20 protein-coding genes are annotated in these 16,502 nt (G+C 70.4%); 6 read left to right on the plus strand and 14 right to left on the minus strand.

Features of this window, described 5'->3' with window-relative positions:
- Positions 1 to 52: 52 nt before the first annotated feature.
- Genes FCN22_RS18760 through FCN22_RS18775 form a run of 4 tightly spaced genes read right to left on the minus strand, consistent with a single transcriptional unit; the run spans position 53 to position 5,135 of the window.
- Positions 53 to 1,543 carry an NCS2 family permease gene (locus FCN22_RS18760; RefSeq protein WP_137123095.1) on the minus strand — a complete coding sequence of 497 codons (1,491 nt, stop codon included), beginning with the start codon at positions 1,541 to 1,543 and terminating at the stop codon, positions 53 to 55.
- A 43-nt stretch (positions 1,544 to 1,586) separates the two neighbouring features.
- Complete coding sequence (locus tag FCN22_RS18765) at positions 1,587 to 3,848, minus strand: MMPL family transporter (RefSeq protein ID WP_137123096.1); 2,262 nt, start codon at positions 3,846 to 3,848, stop codon at positions 1,587 to 1,589.
- 52 nt (positions 3,849 to 3,900) lie between these two features.
- Positions 3,901 to 4,530 (minus strand): TetR/AcrR family transcriptional regulator, encoded by a 630-nt coding sequence (locus tag FCN22_RS21965; protein ID WP_202911685.1) that lies wholly within the window; start codon positions 4,528 to 4,530, stop codon positions 3,901 to 3,903.
- 44 nt (positions 4,531 to 4,574) lie between these two features.
- Positions 4,575 to 5,135 (minus strand): putative immunity protein, encoded by a 561-nt coding sequence (locus FCN22_RS18775; protein WP_137123097.1) that lies wholly within the window; start codon positions 5,133 to 5,135, stop codon positions 4,575 to 4,577.
- Between the two features lie 95 nt (positions 5,136 to 5,230).
- Here FCN22_RS18775 and FCN22_RS18780 point away from each other — a divergent pair, with 95 nt between their 5' ends.
- Positions 5,231 to 5,476 (plus strand): DUF2530 domain-containing protein, encoded by a 246-nt coding sequence (locus FCN22_RS18780; protein WP_137123098.1) that lies wholly within the window; start codon positions 5,231 to 5,233, stop codon positions 5,474 to 5,476.
- Positions 5,477 to 5,653: 177 nt separating this feature from the next.
- Here FCN22_RS18780 and FCN22_RS18785 read toward each other — a convergent pair whose 3' ends face one another.
- From FCN22_RS18785 to FCN22_RS18800, 4 genes are all read right to left on the minus strand, one after another.
- Complete coding sequence (locus FCN22_RS18785) at positions 5,654 to 6,484, minus strand: MgtC/SapB family protein (protein WP_238384837.1); 831 nt, start codon at positions 6,482 to 6,484, stop codon at positions 5,654 to 5,656.
- A 27-nt stretch (positions 6,485 to 6,511) separates the two neighbouring features.
- Positions 6,512 to 7,252, minus strand: coding sequence for a DUF3027 domain-containing protein (locus FCN22_RS18790; RefSeq protein ID WP_137123099.1), 741 nt, complete (start codon positions 7,250 to 7,252; stop codon positions 6,512 to 6,514).
- A 1-nt stretch (position 7,253) separates the two neighbouring features.
- Complete coding sequence (locus FCN22_RS18795) at positions 7,254 to 7,652, minus strand: cold-shock protein (RefSeq protein WP_137123100.1); 399 nt, start codon at positions 7,650 to 7,652, stop codon at positions 7,254 to 7,256.
- Positions 7,653 to 7,761: 109 nt separating this feature from the next.
- Entirely contained in the window at positions 7,762 to 8,379 is a 618-nt protein-coding gene (locus tag FCN22_RS18800) for an HAD family hydrolase (protein WP_238384838.1), read from the minus strand.
- Positions 8,380 to 8,484: 105 nt separating this feature from the next.
- On the opposite strand from FCN22_RS18800, the gene FCN22_RS18805 reads away from it, so the two are divergent.
- Positions 8,485 to 8,916: a MarR family winged helix-turn-helix transcriptional regulator gene (locus tag FCN22_RS18805; protein ID WP_137123101.1), complete on the plus strand. Its 432-nt coding sequence runs from the start codon at positions 8,485 to 8,487 to the stop codon at positions 8,914 to 8,916.
- Positions 8,917 to 8,946: 30 nt separating this feature from the next.
- Here the strand turns inward: FCN22_RS18805 and FCN22_RS18810 are convergent, their stop codons facing one another.
- The 3 genes from FCN22_RS18810 to FCN22_RS18820 form a co-directional block, all read right to left on the minus strand.
- Positions 8,947 to 9,177 (minus strand): hypothetical protein, encoded by a 231-nt coding sequence (locus FCN22_RS18810; RefSeq protein ID WP_137123102.1) that lies wholly within the window; start codon positions 9,175 to 9,177, stop codon positions 8,947 to 8,949.
- 306 nt (positions 9,178 to 9,483) lie between these two features.
- Positions 9,484 to 10,494 (minus strand): o-succinylbenzoate synthase, encoded by a 1,011-nt coding sequence (locus FCN22_RS18815; protein WP_137123103.1) that lies wholly within the window; start codon positions 10,492 to 10,494, stop codon positions 9,484 to 9,486.
- Between the two features lie 127 nt (positions 10,495 to 10,621).
- Positions 10,622 to 11,053 carry a hypothetical protein gene (locus tag FCN22_RS18820; protein ID WP_137123104.1) on the minus strand — a complete coding sequence of 144 codons (432 nt, stop codon included), beginning with the start codon at positions 11,051 to 11,053 and terminating at the stop codon, positions 10,622 to 10,624.
- A gap of 213 nt (positions 11,054 to 11,266) precedes the next feature.
- Between FCN22_RS18820 and FCN22_RS18825 the strand changes: the two genes are divergently transcribed.
- From FCN22_RS18825 to FCN22_RS18835, 3 genes are all read left to right on the plus strand, one after another.
- Positions 11,267 to 12,199, plus strand: a complete 933-nt coding sequence (locus tag FCN22_RS18825) for a 1,4-dihydroxy-2-naphthoyl-CoA synthase (protein WP_274381636.1) — start codon at positions 11,267 to 11,269, stop codon at positions 12,197 to 12,199.
- Between the two features lie 160 nt (positions 12,200 to 12,359).
- Positions 12,360 to 12,614: an addiction module protein gene (locus FCN22_RS18830; RefSeq protein WP_137123106.1), complete on the plus strand. Its 255-nt coding sequence runs from the start codon at positions 12,360 to 12,362 to the stop codon at positions 12,612 to 12,614.
- Entirely contained in the window at positions 12,611 to 12,928 is a 318-nt protein-coding gene (locus FCN22_RS18835; RefSeq protein ID WP_137123107.1) for a type II toxin-antitoxin system RelE/ParE family toxin, read from the plus strand. The genes FCN22_RS18830 and FCN22_RS18835 overlap by 4 nt, the downstream gene beginning before the upstream one ends.
- Here the strand turns inward: FCN22_RS18835 and FCN22_RS18840 are convergent.
- A complete protein-coding gene (locus FCN22_RS18840; protein ID WP_137123108.1) occupies positions 12,901 to 14,037 on the minus strand; it encodes a tyrosine-type recombinase/integrase in 1,137 nt (378 codons plus the stop codon). The two genes, FCN22_RS18835 and FCN22_RS18840, sit on opposite strands and share 28 nt — an antisense overlap.
- 60 nt (positions 14,038 to 14,097) lie before the next feature.
- On the minus strand, positions 14,098 to 14,328 hold the full coding sequence (locus FCN22_RS18845; RefSeq protein ID WP_137123109.1) for a helix-turn-helix transcriptional regulator: 231 nt from the start codon (positions 14,326 to 14,328) through the stop codon (positions 14,098 to 14,100).
- Positions 14,329 to 15,132: 804 nt separating this feature from the next.
- Here FCN22_RS18845 and FCN22_RS18850 point away from each other — a divergent pair.
- A complete protein-coding gene (locus FCN22_RS18850; protein ID WP_202911686.1) occupies positions 15,133 to 15,444 on the plus strand; it encodes a plasmid mobilization protein in 312 nt (103 codons plus the stop codon).
- Positions 15,445 to 15,542: 98 nt separating this feature from the next.
- Here FCN22_RS18850 and FCN22_RS21700 read toward each other — a convergent pair.
- Positions 15,543 to 16,502, minus strand: a 960-nt coding sequence (locus FCN22_RS21700; protein WP_202911687.1) for a hypothetical protein, incomplete at its 5' end; no start/stop codon positions are given.

Raw genomic sequence — 16,502 nt, forward strand, 5'->3', positions numbered from 1 at the left:
TGACCGGCGACTTCGGGGTGGGGCTACCCCCACCAGTTCCTTCTGCCGCAGTTCAGGCTACGCCGAAGAGGCCCTTGATCGGCTCGATCGCGAAGTAGACGACGAACAGCGCCGCGATGAGCCACAGCAGCGGGTGGACGGCCGACGCCTTGCCGCGGGCCAGCTTGAGCACGACGTAGACGATGAATCCGGCCCCGATGCCGGCACTGATCGAGTAGGCGAACGGCATGATCACGATCGTCAGGAAGGCCGGGATCGCGACTTCCAGGTTGTCCCAGTCGATCCCGGTGACCTGCTGCATCATCAGGAAGCCGACGAAGACCAGTGCCGGGGTGGCCGCCTCGTGCGGGATGACGCTGACGAGCGGCGCCAGGAACGTGGCGAGCAGGAAGAGGATGCCGGTCACGATCGACGCGAGCCCGGTCCGCGCCCCGGCACCCACTCCGGAGGCGGACTCGATGTATGACGTGTTGCTGCTCACGCCCGCGGCTCCACCAGCTGCGGCCGCCACCGAGTCGACCACGAGGATGCGCTCGGTGCTCGGTGGGTTGCCGTGCTCGTCGAGCATGTCGCCCTCCGCGCCGATCGCCACCATCGTGCCCATGGTGTCGAAGAAGTCGGACAGCATCAGCGTGAAGATGAGCAGGATCACCGTGACCACGCCGATCTTGGGGATCGAGCCGAACAGCGAGAAGTGGCCGAGCAGACCGAAGTCGGGCAGGTCGACCCACGTCGTGGGGACCTTCGGGACGTTGAGCTGCCACCCCGCGGGATTGACCACCTTGCCGGCCGAGCTCATCGGCCCGATCTTGCCGATCGCCTGCATGATGATGCCGACGACCGTGCCGCCGAGGATCGCGTAGAGCAGGGCGCCGCGGATCTTGCGGGCGTACATGACGACGATCGCGATGAAGGTCAGCGCGAACAGGAGGATGGGCCAGCCGTTCAGCGAGCCGTGCTGCCCGAGCTGCACCGGTACGGGCCCGGCGGCCGGCTTGCTGATGAAGCCGGCGTCGACCAGTCCCACCAGGGTGATGAACAGCCCGATGCCGACGCTGATGGCCGTCTTCAGGGCGTGCGGGACCGCCCGGAAGACCGCGGTCCGGAAGCCCGTCAGCACGAGGACGAGGATGATCAGGCCCTCCAGCACCACCAGACCCATCGCGTCGGCCCAGGTCATGTCCGGCAGGGCAGCGATGCCCGTCGCGACGAAGACGTTGAGGCCGAGCCCGGTGGCGAGGGCGAGCGGGAAGTTGGCGATCGCCCCCATGAGCACCGTCATGATGCCCGCCACGAGGGCGGTGGCGGCCGCGATCTTCGGACCGTTCTCGCCCTGCAGCCCGCCGAGGAAGCTGCCGGTGCCGTCGGGGGTGTTGCCGATCAGGATGGGGTTGAGCACGACGATGTAGGCCATCGTGCAGAAGGTGACGAAGCCACCGCGCACCTCCCGCGCCACCGACGATCCTCGCTCGGTGATCTTGAAGTAGCGGTCCAAGGGAGTCCGGCTCCCGGACACAGCGGTGCGGGTGGAGGTCTGCGGCATGGCCCACAGCGTAGAGCCCCGCGACGGCGCCGTGCGCCTCGGCTCACGCCTCGATCAGCTCGCGCTCCTGGTCGGGTTCGCCGTCGGTGCCGGGCCGGCGGGTCGTGCCGCCGCCCGGAGCTGCTGCTGAGCCGTCGGACGCAGCGTCGGATCCACCGGCCAGCCGCCGACGCAGGCTCTCGCCCTCGATGTCGACGCGCGGCAGGACGCGATCGAGCCAGCGCGGCAGCCACCATGCGCTGTCGCCCAGCAGGGACATGACGGCCGGCACGATCGTCTGGCGGACGACGAAAGCGTCGACCAGCACCCCGAAGGCGAGGGCGAAGCCCATCGACTTGATGATCGTGTCCTCGCTGAGGACGAACCCGGAGAACACCGAGATCATGATGATGCCGGCCGCGGTCACGACGCGCGCACCGTGACCCACTCCGGAGACAGTGGCCTGCTGGGCGCTCGCCCCGTGCACGTAGTCCTCGCGCATCCGCGAGACGAGGAAGACCTCGTAGTCCATGGCCAATCCGAACAGGATGCCGATCAACAGGATGGGCAGGAAGCTGACGAGCGGTCCGACTCCGGTGACTCCGATGAGGCCCGACAACCAGCCCCACTGGAACACGGCGACCGTGACCCCGAAGGTCGCGCCGACGGTCAGCAGGAAACCGAGGGTGGCCTTGAGCGGCACCAGCAGCGACCGGAACACGAGCACGAGCAGGAGGAACGACAGTCCGATGACCACGCCGAGGTAGACCGGCAGGGCGTCGCCGAGCTTCTGCGACACGTCGACCCCGACGGCGGTCGACCCGGTCACTGCCACGTCCGCACCGTCCGCCTTCGCAATCGGCGCCACCGCGGCACGCACGTCATGGACCAGCTGCGCGGTCTCGGGGCTGGTCGGTCCCTCCTGCGGGACGATCGACAGCAGCATGACGTCGCCGTCCCTGCTCGGCTGCGGTGGTGCGACGGCGACCACGTGGTCCAGACCGGAGACGGCCCTGGTGACGTCGCCTGCGACCTGCTCGGCCTGCTGCGGGGAGTCACCGAAGACGACCAGGGCCAGCTGGCCGTTGTAGCCGGGGCCGAAGCCTTCGCTGATCAGGTCGTAGGCCGCCCGCTTCTCGGTGCCCTGGGCGGCCGAGCTGCCGTCCGGCAGCGCGAGCCGCATGTCGGCGGCGGGCAGCGCCAGCACGCCGAGGCCGATGACCCCGAGCAGGACCACCGCCAGGCGCCGCTTGGTGACGAATCGCGCCCACGCGAAGCCGAGGCCCGCACGGGCGTCCGGCGCCTCGTGCCGCCCGGCCTTGTTCTTCGGCGTCAGCCGCGTCCCGGCATACCCGAGCAGTGCCGGCAACAGGGTGAGCGCGACCAACACGGCGACGGCGACGGTGCCGGCCGCCGCGAGACCCATCACGGTGAGGAAGGGGATGCCCACCACGGACAGCGCGGACAGGGCGATGACGACGGTGAGGCCGGCGAAGACGACTGCGCAGCCTGCAGTTCCGACCGCTCGCCCGACCGCCTCCTCGGGGTCAAGTCCCTCACCGAGTAGCTGCTTGTGCCGCGAGGTGATGAACAGGGAGTAGTCGATGCCGACGGCCAGGCCCAGCATGAGCGCCAGGATCGGTGCCGTGCTGGTCATGTCGAACAGGTGGCTGGTCAGCATCAGGCCGAGCATTCCGGTGCCGACGCCGATCAGGGCGGTGAGCATCGTCATGCCGGCCGCGACGAGCGAGCCGAAGGTGATGACGAGCACCAGCATGGCGACCGCGACTCCGGCGACCTCCCCGGGCCCGGTGGCCACGTCGGACTGGTCGACGTCGCCGCCGTGCTCGACGTGGATTCCCTGCTGCTCGGCCACCTCGCCGACCTGTTGATAGGCCTCCAGCGACTCCGGGGAGACCTGGTCGGCCGTCTGCTGGAACTGCACGGGGACAAGGGCATAGCGCCCGTCCCTGCTCACCGTGCCGGTCGTGAAGGGGTCGGCCGCCCCGACGACGCCGGGCACCTCTGACGCTTCCTTGACGGCGGCACCGATGGCACGCTTGCCCTCCGGGCTGGCCAGCGTCTGCCCCTCCGGCGCCTTGAAGATGATGGTGCCCCGTGCGCCGCTCGCGGCGGGGAACTCCTGCTGCAGCGCGTCCAACGCCCGCTGCGACTCGGTGCCCGGGATCGTGATGGCGGGCGAGGTGGTGCTGCCGAACGAGGCGAAGGCACCGCCGAGGCCGGCGACGAGCACCACCCAGAGGATGACGACCAGGCCGCGCCTGCGCACGCAGGCGCGGGCAAGCCGGTAGAGAGCGGTGGACATCGGGCTACTCCTCAGCAGGGGGTGTGGCAGAACGTGCGGGTATGTCGGGTGGTCACCGATCAGCGGGCCCGAGCCCGAGGGTGCGTTCGGCGACCCGGATGAGGTCTCGTCGCAGCTCCTCGGGGCCGAGGCCGACGAGGACCGCGGCGGGGGCCGACTCGGCCCGCGCCTGCGGATCCGGCGCGCCGGTGTCGAGGCCCGACAGGGTCGTGGTGGTGGCGAGCAGCCCGATGCACGCGACGTGGGCGGCGAGCAGGTCGACGGTCTCCATGGAGCCGCCGGTCATCGCGAGCACGAGTCGCTCGCCCATCGACCGGAACTGCAGGTCGTCGAGCTCGGGCAGCTCGATGACCTGCTGGATGGCGGCGGGGTAGGCCGACAGCTCGTCCCGGTATTCCAGGACCATGCCGACGAAGCCCTCGACGGCCCGGCGCTGGGCGAGGTCCGCGTCGAGGCGGTCGAGCTCGTCGACCAGCTTCGCGAAGGACTCGGCGGCGGGCAGCATGAGCTCGCGCAGGATCAGCGCCTTTGAACCGAAGTGGTAGAGCACCCCGGCCTTGGAGCCCCCGAGAGCCGTGGCGATGTCCTGCAGCGACGTGCCTTCGTAGCCGCGCTCCCCGAAGAGGTGTCGCGCGGTGCCCACGATCTCCGCGCGCGCCTGCGCCGCCGTCGTCCTTGCCACCGTAGGAGCATAACTGACCGAGTGGTCAGTCACCAACCGATCGGTCAGTGAAGCTCGTCGTACTGCGTCTCGCCTCGCCCCACCTGGCCCCGCTCCTCGAACACCGACCAGCAGATGTCGTTCCGCAACCGCTGGTCGTCGAGCACCAGCTCGCGAATCGCCGCCGGGAGCTGGTCACGCTGCCACTGGCACTCCAGTCGCCCCGCGGCCCTGCCCTCGCCCTCCGGGGCGGCCGCCCGTGCGGCCTTGATCGCGTAGGCGGCCGCACCGAGCTCGTGCGCGGCGACGTGGGCGACGGCACCGGCCTGGCCGGCAGCATAGGCGGCATGCCGTGCCGCCCCGCGCAGGTCTCTGGCCGCGCCCATCGCGTGCCCGCCGGCCGCGCGTGCCTCGGTCATCGTGGCCTCGCCACGGGCCCAGGCACGTGCCTGCTCGATCGCGTGACGCGGCCGGGAGTCCCCCGGCCGCACCCGCTCGAAGAGGTCAAGGACGTGCTCCGCGCAGGACGCCGCCCACAGCGCCAGGAGCTGGTGGTCCGCGTCGGTGAGGGTCCCGCCGCGACGGATCGTCACAAAACGAGGGTCCCGGACCTTCGGGAGGATCATGGCGTGCTCCTTCTGCTGGCCTCCAGCCAACACCCACCCGCGCGCCGGTGCGAGCGGGCGCGCCCGATCTGCGGACTCGTCGGTAGGCTGGGTGCGTGAGTCCCTCCGACGAGCCGACCCGGCAACAGCCGCAGCTCGAGCCGTTGCGGGTCGACACGGCACGGATCGTCGGGATCGGCGTGCTGCTCTGGCTGGTCGCGCTGGTGCTGACCCTCGTCATACCGGCCCTGCACGAGGGTGACCGGTCCTGGTGGAAGTGGACGTGTGTCGCGGGTGCCGCCCTCGGCACGCTCGGCTGGGCCTACGTGCGCCGCGGCCGCGGCAACGCGTCCGCCGCCTGAGCCGCCTCCCGACCTGTGCTCGGTTCAAACCGCTTCCGAGCCGCCGGAAACCCGCTTGAGCTGAGCAAAGCGGGCCGAGCTGAGCAAACCAGGGGGCGTGCTCGCTTCAAACCGCTTCCGAGCCGCCGGAAACCCGCTTGAGCTGAGCAAAGCGGGCCGAGCTGAGCACCGGCCGGCTCACTCGTCCTCGTCGTTGACCCCGGCGTGGACGACGCCGTCGAGGTCGGCGAGGCCGCTCAGCAACCGCCCCACGTCCTGCGCGCCGGTGAGGCCGAGCACGACATTGACCAGGCGATCCCCCGCCGCCTCGCCCGGCCGGTCCATCCCCTCGTCGCGTTGGCGACCCTCGCCGCCCATCGGATGGGTGGAGACCTGGTTGACCACGAACCCCTGGCCGGTGCACCGCTCGAGGATAGTGCGCAGCAACCCGCGTCCGTCGACGTAGGTGACGCGCACCTCCTGCACGCGATGGGTCGAGCCGGGCAGGCGCCGCACGAGCGCGCTCATGCCGTAGATGATCACGAAGTAGCCGACCGTGCTGGCGACCGCGAGCACGGGGAGTCCGGCTCCGGCCGCCATCCCGATCCCCGTGGTCAGCCACACCGAGGCGGCGGTCGTGAGCCCGCGCACCGCGTCGCGCCGCACGAAGATCAGTCCGCCACCGATGAACCCGATGCCGGAGACGATCTGCGCCGCCACCCGTGACGGGTCGAGCGTGGCGTGGGCGCCGAGCACATCGGTGAAGCCGTACTTGGAGACCAGCACGATCAGCGCCGCGCCGAACCCGATGATGGTGTGGGTTCGCAGCCCCGCCGCCTTGCCGCGGATCTCCCGCTCGAACCCGATCAGCCCCGACAGCACCAGGGCGATGCCCAGCTCGGCGATCTGGGTCCAACCCTGGCCGTCCGGCTCCCCGAACGCGGCCATCGCGGCCACTGCGGCCAGCCCCGGCACAGCGAACACCGCGGACGCGGCGGGCACCCCAGCAAGAGCCAGGACCGTGCCCATGGCGGACCACCTCCCGGGGCGAGCTACTCAGGCATACACGTCCATGGCGTACTCGTCGAGGACGACCGGCTCGACGGCCACCGGCTCGGGCCGCACGACATCGACCTCGCTGTGCGCGCCGCAGCCGTGGTCAAGGCTCACGACGCGACCGTCGGAGGGAGACCAGGCGTTGGCGCACACGCCGAAAAAAGACCGCAACGCACCTGCCATCGGGACGAAGAAGCCGCACGTGGAGCAGGGGGCCGGGGCCTCCTTGGCGACCGCTGCCTGCGGTCCGTGCTCACCGTCATACCAGCGCTGCGCCGCCTCGTCGCGCCCCTCGGCCGACAGCACCCGCGGCCGTCCGAGCCCCAGCTCCCACTGGGCCATCTCGTCGACGTCCTCGTCGCCGGTGGCCTCGAACCCGGGCTCGAGCCGCGGGTCCTCTTCCACATAGGGCGTGACGTCACCCGCGCCGATGTCGCCGGGCGCCAGCCGCTGGTCGTAGGGCAGCCACTCGGGCGAGAGCAGCGCGTCCTCGCCGGGGACCAGGTTGGTCTCGCACACGGTGGCGATCCGGGCGCGCGGGGCCCGCGCAATGGTGATCGCCCAGCGCCAGCCGGGGTAGGCCCGCGCGGTGCAGTCGAAGTAGTGCGTGGCCAGCCGGTCGGCATCCATCGTCACGCCGAGGTGCTCGCCGACGGTGCCGTCCTCCGCGATGCTCTCGGCCGCCTCGCGGGCCAGGTCGACCGCGGCGGCGAGCACGGCGTCCATCTTCGGTGTCGCCATGTCAAGCCACGTCGAACTGATCGGCGACGCCCCGCAGGATCTTGGCCAGGGCAGCGGACTTGCCCTTTTCGGGGTACCGGCCCCTGCGCAGGGCGTTGGAGGCGCCGTCGAGCTGCTTGATCAGGTCCTCGACCACGATCGCCATCTCGTCGGCCGGCTTGCGGTTCTTGGCGTGCACCGACGCCGCGACCGAGGGCGCGGGGTCGAGCAGCCGGACCGAGAGCGCCTGGGCTCCACGCCGTCCCTGGACGATGCCGAACTCCACGCGGGTCCCGGCCCGCACGGTCTCCACGCCCTCCGGCAACGCGTTGGCGTGCAGGAAGACGTCGCCGCCCTCGTCGTCGCTGAGGAAGCCGAAGCCCTTCTCGGCGTCATACCACTTGACCTTGCCAGTCGGCACTGTCCACCTCTTGCTCGCTGTTGCCTGGTTGTCCTCCCCGGGAGCCCCCGGGGCATGACTCGATCGCGCTGTCGGCGCTGCCTCCAAGGCTAACCGCTCGCGCCAGTGGTTATGCCGTCGCTCCCGCGCGGTGCGCGCGGAGCCAGCCGGGAAACTCGGTCAGGTCCGAGAGTATGACGTCCGCGCCCGCGCGCTCGAGGGTCTCCCGGTCGTTGGGGCCGGTGAGGACCACCACCGACGTGGCTCCGGCGACGCGAGCTCCGTGGACATCGCCCGCGTGGTCGCCGACGTAGATGCCGGCGTGGTGCTCGCGCAGGGCCGTGCCCTTGGCCTCACCGAACAGCTCGCCGACCACGTCGTCCGGGGCGAGTCCGACGTGTTCGAGCACGGCGCGCACCGCGGGAGCGACCTTGGCGCTGACCACCACGACGCGCCCCCCGAGGTCGCGGACGGTGGCGAAGGCCTCGTGCGCGCCGGGCAGCGGTGTGGTGATGGGCACGGCGTGCACGAGGTACTCCTGGCGGTAGGTCGCCACGGCCTGCTCGATCTGGTTTTCCGGCAACCAGTGGCCGAGAGTGTGGTCCAGCGGGTGGCCGAGCAGCTGCCACAGGTCCTCGCGGTCCGCGGTCACCCCCTGCTGCCCGATGGCGGTCTGCATCGTGGCGATGATCCCTTCCCGGGAGTCCACCAGGGTCATGTCGAGGTCGAAGCCCACGGTCCAGGTCACGGACTCCAACCTACTTCGCGACACGCTCACGGGGACCGGCCCGGCCCAGCAGTTCTTGAGGTTGCCTCACTATGAGGGGCGGTCCCCAAGGATAGGATTCGGAGCATGACCCAGGGACACCACGAGGGCGACCTGCTGATGCGTGCCGCCCGCACCCTCCGGCGGCGGTGGGCGCACTCGCTGGTCCCGTGGGAGCTCTCGCCCCACCAGGCCCGGGCGCTGCGCGTGATCTGCTCGGCCCTGGAGGGCCACGAGGACAGACCTCCCCGCCTCTCCGACGTCGCCGAGTCATTGCGCATCGCGCCGCGTTCAGCCACGGAGGTCATCGACAGCCTCGAGGCCAAGGGCCTCGTCGGGCGCTCGCCCAGCCCGAACGATCGCCGGTCGATCGTGGTGACGCCCACGCCACAGGGCCAACAGGTCCGTCGCGCCATCGAGCAGGCACGAGTCGAGGAGGCGGACGACTTCTTCGCGCCGCTCGACGAGGCCGACCGGGCCAGCCTGGCCGCCATCCTGCGCAAGGCGCTCGACGAGTAGTCGCCGATCCGCCGCCACGGGACGGGACCGTCATTGCCAGGCCTCCTCCTCACCCTGCTCGTAGTCGGCGAAGGCATGCTCGAGCCCTAGCAGCACCTCCGCCGCGGTCTCGAAGAGCGCCTTGGCGCGGGGATCGTCGACCTTGCCGGCGTCCTCGCGCAGGTGCTCGGCCAGACCGCTGAGCTTGGTGCGGGTCTGCATGGAGTGCCGCTTCGGGTCACTGACCGGCAGCGATTTCGGGTCGACGGTCGTGTTGGTCATGGGAGTCTCCTTTCGTCGATGCGCTCCACGCTGCCGGACCCAGCCCGCGGCCGCTTGATCGTCCTTGCTCATCCCTCACGAGGTGGGGCGGGCGGTGGTGGCGAGCTGACCGCGCTGCGGGGTGCTCTCTCCCTGGCAGCCGCCGTGTCGCCGGACCGGGTGCCCGCCACGGCATCCTCCTCCGCAGGGCGCGTGTGGCGGAAGAACCCGTACAACAACCAGGCATTGACCAGCTGCACGACTCCCGGGATCTCGAAGGGCAGGCTCAGCCGACCGTGTCGAGTCAAGCACTCGCCGGCTGCGCGGTCAGGCTGGGGACGCCGCTCGGGCCGCGGCGTGCGCGGCCTGCACCCGGTCGCGCCACCACAGCTCGCGGTCCCGGGGCGCGGCCCACCTCGCCAGCAACCCCTCGTCCGGCCCGGGTCGTCGCACGGTGACCTGGCCACCGGAGGGCACGAGCCGGTCCGCCGTCACGTCGCCCTCCAGGAGCTCGACGGTGCCGAGGCCACAGGCGTGCGACAGCTCGGGCAGCGCGGCCGCGAGCGCGACCCCCGCCGCCATGCCGACGCTCGTGTCGAGCGCGCTGGACACCACCGTGGGCAGGCCGCACTCCGCCGCGATCCCCAGCGCCGTCCGCACTCCCCCGAGGGGCGCGACCTTCACGACGATGACGTCCGCCGCCTCCTCCCGCACCACGCGCAGCGGGTCGGACGCCTTGCGGATCGACTCGTCGGCGGCAACCAGCACGTCGACCCCCCTGTGCGCCAAGGCGACTCGCAGCCGCGCCAGCTCCCCGACGCTCGGGCATGGCTGCTCGGCATACTCCAACCCGTATGGCGCGAGCCGCCTCAGCGCCTCCGTCGCCTGCGCGACGTCCCAACCCCCGTTGGCGTCCACCCGGATCCGTGCGCCCGGGCCCATGACGTCGCGGACCGCGGCCACCCGGTCGAGGTCGTCCTCGAGGTGCTGGCCGCGCTCGGCGACCTTGACCTTGGCGGTGGAGCACCCGTCATACCGGGCCAACACCTCGGGCACCTGCGTTGGGGAGACCGCGGGCACGGTGGCGTTGACCGGCACGCTGCCGCGGACCGGGTCGGGCCAGTCCCGCCAGGCGGCCTCGATGGCGGCGATCAGCCAGCGGGAGGCCTCGGCTGGAGCGTACTCGAGGAACGGTGAGAACTCGCCCCATCCGGCTGGTCCGTGCAGCATGGCCGCCTCACGCACCGTGACCCCGCGGAACCGGGTGCGCATCGGGATCTGCACGACCCGCAGCCCCGCCAGCAACGCGTCGAGGTCGGGCAGGGCGTCGGCGGGCATGCGCCCATCCTCGCTGATCCGACCAGCGACCAGACCCAGCAGGTGTCCGAGAGCTTCACCGACCGCCTGAACTGGTGAGGGTGGGACGCGCGGCGTGCGTCCCACCCTCAGCGGAGGCCGGGGAGGGTCAGGCGGGCGCGCTGCACTCTTCGATGAGCATGCCGATCGCCTCACCGTAGGCGTCCTCGGCGTGGTCGATGCCCTTGCCGTCGGAGCCCAGGCCCTTGGCCTCCATGTTGGGGTTGCGTTCCGCGATGACGCCCCCCTGCCCGACGGCTTGCTTCATGCCGAAGGTGAAGGAGCTCGGGACACCCGCAGCCGGCGCCTTGGCCTCGACGCAGGCGGCCAGATCACTTGGTAGGCCGATGAACTGGGTGAGGACGGTGTCCAGGCTGACCGTTTCCCACGCGGCGGAGTGGGCGCCCGCAGAAGCGTTGCCCTGGTCGGACCGACTGGCGTTGAAGCACTCGTGGGCCGATGCGACGCCTGCAGCGGCGACCATCAGCGCCAGGGACGACGCAGCAGCCGCACCGAGTCGGCCGAGGTGACGAAGTCTCATGGGTTTCCTCCAGGGTGGGGCCACCGGTCGGCGGCCGATGGCACAGCATCCCCCAGTGCGGTGCCGCTCGTCCCGGAATCAACGAATTCGCCCTCTACCATGGGGGTCGGCTTCAGGGGCGGCTCCGGGGTGCAGATCGGCCGACCACCCGCCGCAGTGTGCGCGCTGACCGTGGCCCGCCGCGTCGAGAGCCATGCGCCTATCCTCGCTGACGTGAGCAGCGACCAGACCCAGCAGGTGTCCGAGATCTTCGACCCGAGCGCGTGGATGCCGGTGGAAGGGTTCGAGTTCACCGACATCACCTACCACCGGGCCGTGCAGACCGGCGCCGTGCGGATCGCCTTCGACCGTCCCGAGGTGCGCAACGCCTTCCGGCCGCATACCGTCGACGAGCTCTACCGCGCGCTCGACCATGCCCGGATGACACCCGATGTCGGCGCGGTGCTGCTCACCGGCAACGGGCCGAGCGCGAAGGACGGTGGTTGGGCGTTCTGCTCCGGGGGCGACCAGAGGATCCGGGGGCGCAGTGGCTACCAGTACGCGCAGGGCGAGACCGCCGACACCATCGACGCGGCGCGGGTCAAGGCCGAGGGCGGCCGGTTGCACATCCTCGAGGTGCAGCGGCTGATCCGCACCATGCCCAAGGTGGTCATCGCGGTGGTCAACGGCTGGGCGGCGGGCGGCGGCCACTCCCTGCACGTCGTCTGCGACCTGACCATCGCCAGCCGGGAACACGCCCGGTTCAAGCAGACCGACGCCGACGTGGGCAGCTTCGACGCAGGCTACGGGTCGGCATACCTGGCAAAGATGGTGGGGCAGAAGAACGCCCGCGAGATCTTCTTCCTCGGCCGCACCTACGACGCCGAGGCGATGCAGCGGATGGGGGCGGTCAACATCGTGGCCGACCACGCCGACCTCGAGGCGGAGGCGCTGCGAGCCGCCACCGAGATCAATGGCAAGAGCCCGACCGCCCAGCGGATGCTGAAGTTCGCCTTCAACCTGACCGACGACGGGCTGATGGGCCAGCAGGTCTTCGCCGGCGAGGCGACCCGGCTGGCCTACATGACCGACGAAGCGGTCGAGGGGCGGGACTCCTTCCTGGAGAGGCGCGACCCCGACTGGAGTCCCTTCCCCTGGTACTACTAGAGCGACGCGTTTGCGCAGGTCAGAGGCCTAACGACGCGGTTTAGTCCGCACCTGGTCCGCAAAAGGTCCGCGAGAGATCGGCGGTTGCCGGCGTTCGTCGGTCGCTGCAACGCCTCTGGAGGCCCCCGGGTTTGCTACCTGCTGGGCGTACAGTAGACGCATGTCGCTGAACGCGTCCGAGTTCTACGAGGCGGGGCTGACCCTGCCTCCGTCGGTACGCAAGGAAGTGGCGATACGGCTGCTGGATTCGCTTGAGGTCGCGGATCAGGAATCGGTGGACCAGGCGTGGACCGCCGAGATCTCGTCACGGGTGGATGACGTCCTCAGTGGCAAGGTCGAAACCATCCCTGGTGAGCAGGTCTTCGCCGAGTTGGCCGCTCGACGAGCGGCACGAGAAGCTGCCCGCAACGCATGACGTTCGGCTTCGACTTCCATCCGGAAGCGCGTGCCGAGTTCGTCGCCAACGTCGACTGGTACGACGAGCGTGAGGCCGGAGTCGGGGCCCGATTCGAGGCAGCGGTGCGTGAGGCGATCGATGCAGCCGTCGACTCGCCTGAGTCATGGGCGACGTGGCCGGACTGGAACCGTGAGCCTGTCGTGCGGTCCAGAAGAGTGACCGGATTTCCCTACCGTGTCGTCTACTTCGTCGACGGCGATGCGCTCGTTGTCGTTGCCATCGCCCATGCCAAGCGGCGACCTGGCTACTGGAGAGATCGGCTGTTGCGCTGAGGCTCGCTGCCCTGCGACGCCTTCAGCGCCTCTCGCATGAGACCGCCCGCGGCCTTCCGGGTGCGGTCCTCGGCGGTCGGCCACAGGTGGCTGTACGTGTTCAGAGTCGTTGTGGCATTGGCATGGCCCAACGCTCGTTGGACGGTGACGACGTCACAACCGGACGCGATCAGACCGGAGGCGTAGAAGTGCCGCAGGTCATGCAGGCGGACCTTGGGCAGGCCTGCGGACTGTCGGGTGGCTCGCCAGCGCCAGGTGATCGCGTTGTCGTACATCGGCTGTTCCCCGACCATGAACAGCCAGCGGTCGGGCCCGCCGCTGACGACGTGGCGCCTCACGTGCTCGCTGAGGATCTCGACCAGTTCGTCAGCCAAGTACACGACCCGCTCGGAGCCGTACTTCGGCGGTCGCACCGCGAAGGTGCTGCCGTCACGCTGGAGTTGCCGAGTCACGGTGAGCTGGCGCCGGAGGAAGTCGATGTCGCCGATCTGGGCTCCGGCAGCCTCGCCCATACGCAGACCCGCGAAGGCACAGAGTGCGACGTAGGCGCGGAAGCCCTTCCGCGTCGACACCCGTGCGCTGTCGGCGTGTGACAGCAGCCTGCCGACGTCCTCGATCGTCGGAATGCGCATCGCGGCGTCCACCCGCCGCCGCCTCGGCAGCACAACACCAGTCGACGGGTCTGCGGCAATCACCCGATCAGCGACGGCGGCGCGGAAGACGGAGCGGACGACCACGAATCGCGTCTTGATCGTGGACGCGGCCAGCTCGCCGCTCAGCTGCATGACCCACGCCTCGACGTGTGAGCGGCGGATCGCTTTCATGGGCGTCTCGGCGAACGGCACCGAGCGGGTCGCCAGCTCCGCGTTCTGGCGGGTGGCCGGTACCCACAGCTGCCGAGCCGACCAGTCGGCGTAGAACTGCCTGAACGTCATCCGTCCGGCGGCAGGGTCGACATAGCTTCCGGTCAGCTGCGAGGTGGCCACCTCGTCCAACCAGCGCTGGGCGTCGACCTTCCGGGCGAAGTGCCGGGAGTGCTCCTTGCCCGCGTCGTCGCGGTAGCGCGCCCGCCACTTCCCGTCCTTCCGCTTCGCCACGCTTCCAGCCACGGCAGGCTCCTTTCGATCTCTGGTGCCGATTGTCCACCGGTCACCGAAGGAGCGCTCGGCTCAGAGATGCTCTTGGGGATTGCCGGACTGTTCTTCGAGCCAGAGGGCGACTTCGGTGCGCCAGTAGCGGACGGATCGGCCGATCCGGAAGCTGTGCGGCCCGGTGCCGAGGTGGCGCCAGTAGCGCAGCGTGGCCTCGGGCACGCGGACGATGGCGGCGACCTCCTTGAGGGTCATCAGCTCGTCGTCGGCGTGCGACGTTGTCGTGAGGGTCGAGTGGGTGCTGCTCATGGTCTCCTCCTGGATGTGTGTGCTGCTCGGTGTTACTACTGGCTTGATGGGGCACCATCGGGTGCCAGTGCTGGGTCGCCTGCGGTGGCGGACCGCCGCGCTCGTCCCGCCACAGCCGCTGGCGTCCGTCACGGTGCGCTCTCGGCCGTTCATCGACAGCTCCTCGCATGGGATCCGGGCTGGCTCGCGGCGGGTTCTACCCCCATAAGGCCGTCGACGTCCCTCCGTGATCAGTTGGGCGCAACGTGTCTGCGGTTGCCGTCAGCGGTCGGATCGGAAAACAGGCGGCTCTGTGCCGCCGCATCGTATTGCGGAGGGCGGCCTACTGGATATCGCCGTCGGGATCCCGCGGCGTCGCGCCTGCCCGCCGACGTCAGGCAGACAATGCAACTTGTCTAACAGGCAAGAACAAGTCACCCCCCACGACGCGCACTAATCCGATCGCGAACCTGGTTAGGCGCGAAAGCACGCGTAGCAAAATGTAGTAGATTGTAGTTGGGAGCGGGTATGTCGACTGGAGCAAGCGAGCCGAGCACATCCGCGCACGCCACGGCGTCGAGACAGCCTGGGTGGATGAGGCCGTGCGAGACGCCCACGCGGCCTGGTTGACCCCGGATCCGGCAAGCAGATCCGGTCACAGCGTCCGAGTCATCGGCTACTCGGTCAGCGCACGAACCGTCCTGACCGTCATCTTGCTCGATCTCGGACGCCGACCCTTCGGAGCGACCCGATGGCCGATGGTGGGGCGCCAACGCCTGGGCGTCCAATCCCACCGACCGGAACCTGTATGGCAAGGAGGAAACCATGACCAAGATTGACGACATGCTGGCCACGGACGGAGCCGCGGCCGAGCAGACCGACGTCCTCGACCCGCTCCCGGACGGCGTCACGGTCACCCGCCCCAACATGACCCGGCCGACAGTCGTGTCGGTGCGCTTGTCCGGCGAGGAGCACGCCCGGCTCGCCCATGCAGCCGAGCGAGCTCACCTGCCGGTGTCCACACTCATCCGCATCTACGCACTGGATCGGCTGGACGCAGAGCAGCGCCAGCCCGGCGAGAGCGTCGCCGACCGACTCGCCCGTCTCGAACGGGCCGTCTTCTCACCGCCCGACTGAGACGGGCACGCCGGTCCCGTGGGGACGATCCAGCGATCCAGGCGTGCCTCCGCTCGACCTCGTTACAACTCCGGGTCGGACGCAGACGGTGTAGAGGGCTACCGGGAGATGCCGGGTGCTGGGTCGGGGCGCATCGTCGGCCAACCCGGTGCACCAGGCTCCGGTCTGGCGGGACGGCGAGGACCTTGCCGGGCCTGGGCGGCCGCCCGGGCTCGCACCTGTTCCCGTTGGGCCTCGCGGTCGTGCTCATACTGGCTCTTCCAGGCCGCGCGTTGGGTCTGGAGCAGATCGGGGGGTTGGCCGCGGAGGGCGGGTTCGCATTCCAGGGCGTGGACCCGTGAGCGGGCTCGCTGCAGGTCGGCGGTGAGTTGGTCGACCTGGTGCGCGGTGCGGTCGAGCCGGTCGGCGGGATCGTGGATGTGGGCGAGGTGGCCGAACCGGGCCAGGTCCAGGGAGTCCGAGCGCAGCTCGTCCTGGTAGGCGTCCCGGGCGTGCTCGGCGCGGGTCTGCGCCGCTGTGGCGGCGGCGGACTGCTGGGCGTGTTCGGGGTGTTCGGCCTCGGCGAGACGCCGTGCGGAACCGGTGAGCGCGTCGTGCAGCCGGGTCCCGGCCGGGGGCGGGAACCGTCCGGCCAGCGCGTGGAGATCGACGGGCAGGTCCGGCAGTACCGGCTGCCAGGTTTGGGTCCAGGTGTGCAGGTCTGCGCGGGCTCGGCGCACCGCGGCTCGGTGCAGACCGAGTCTGCCGGGGCCGGTGCGGATGGTCTGGGCTGCCTGGAGGGCGGCGGGGTAGTCGACCTGCCAACGCCGCCACAGCTCGCTGCCGATGCGGACGGCGGCACCGTCGAGGTTGGTCTCGGTGTCGTGCAGCTGTGCTCGGAGGCTGGCCGCGTGCTCGGCCGCACCTCGGGCGGTTTGGCGCAGCTCGCCCAGCCGGTGGTCGGCCTCGGCGCGCAGCGGCACCACGGCGGCGAGCCGGTCCCGCTGGCTGCGGGCGGTGGTGAGTCTGGCGGCCAGGTCGGCCTCGCGGGTCCAGGCGTCGTGCAGGTCGGCCAGCAC

The sequence above is a fragment of the Segeticoccus rhizosphaerae genome (genome assembly GCF_005222685.1).
Lineage (GTDB): Bacteria > Actinomycetota > Actinomycetes > Actinomycetales > Dermatophilaceae > Segeticoccus > Segeticoccus rhizosphaerae.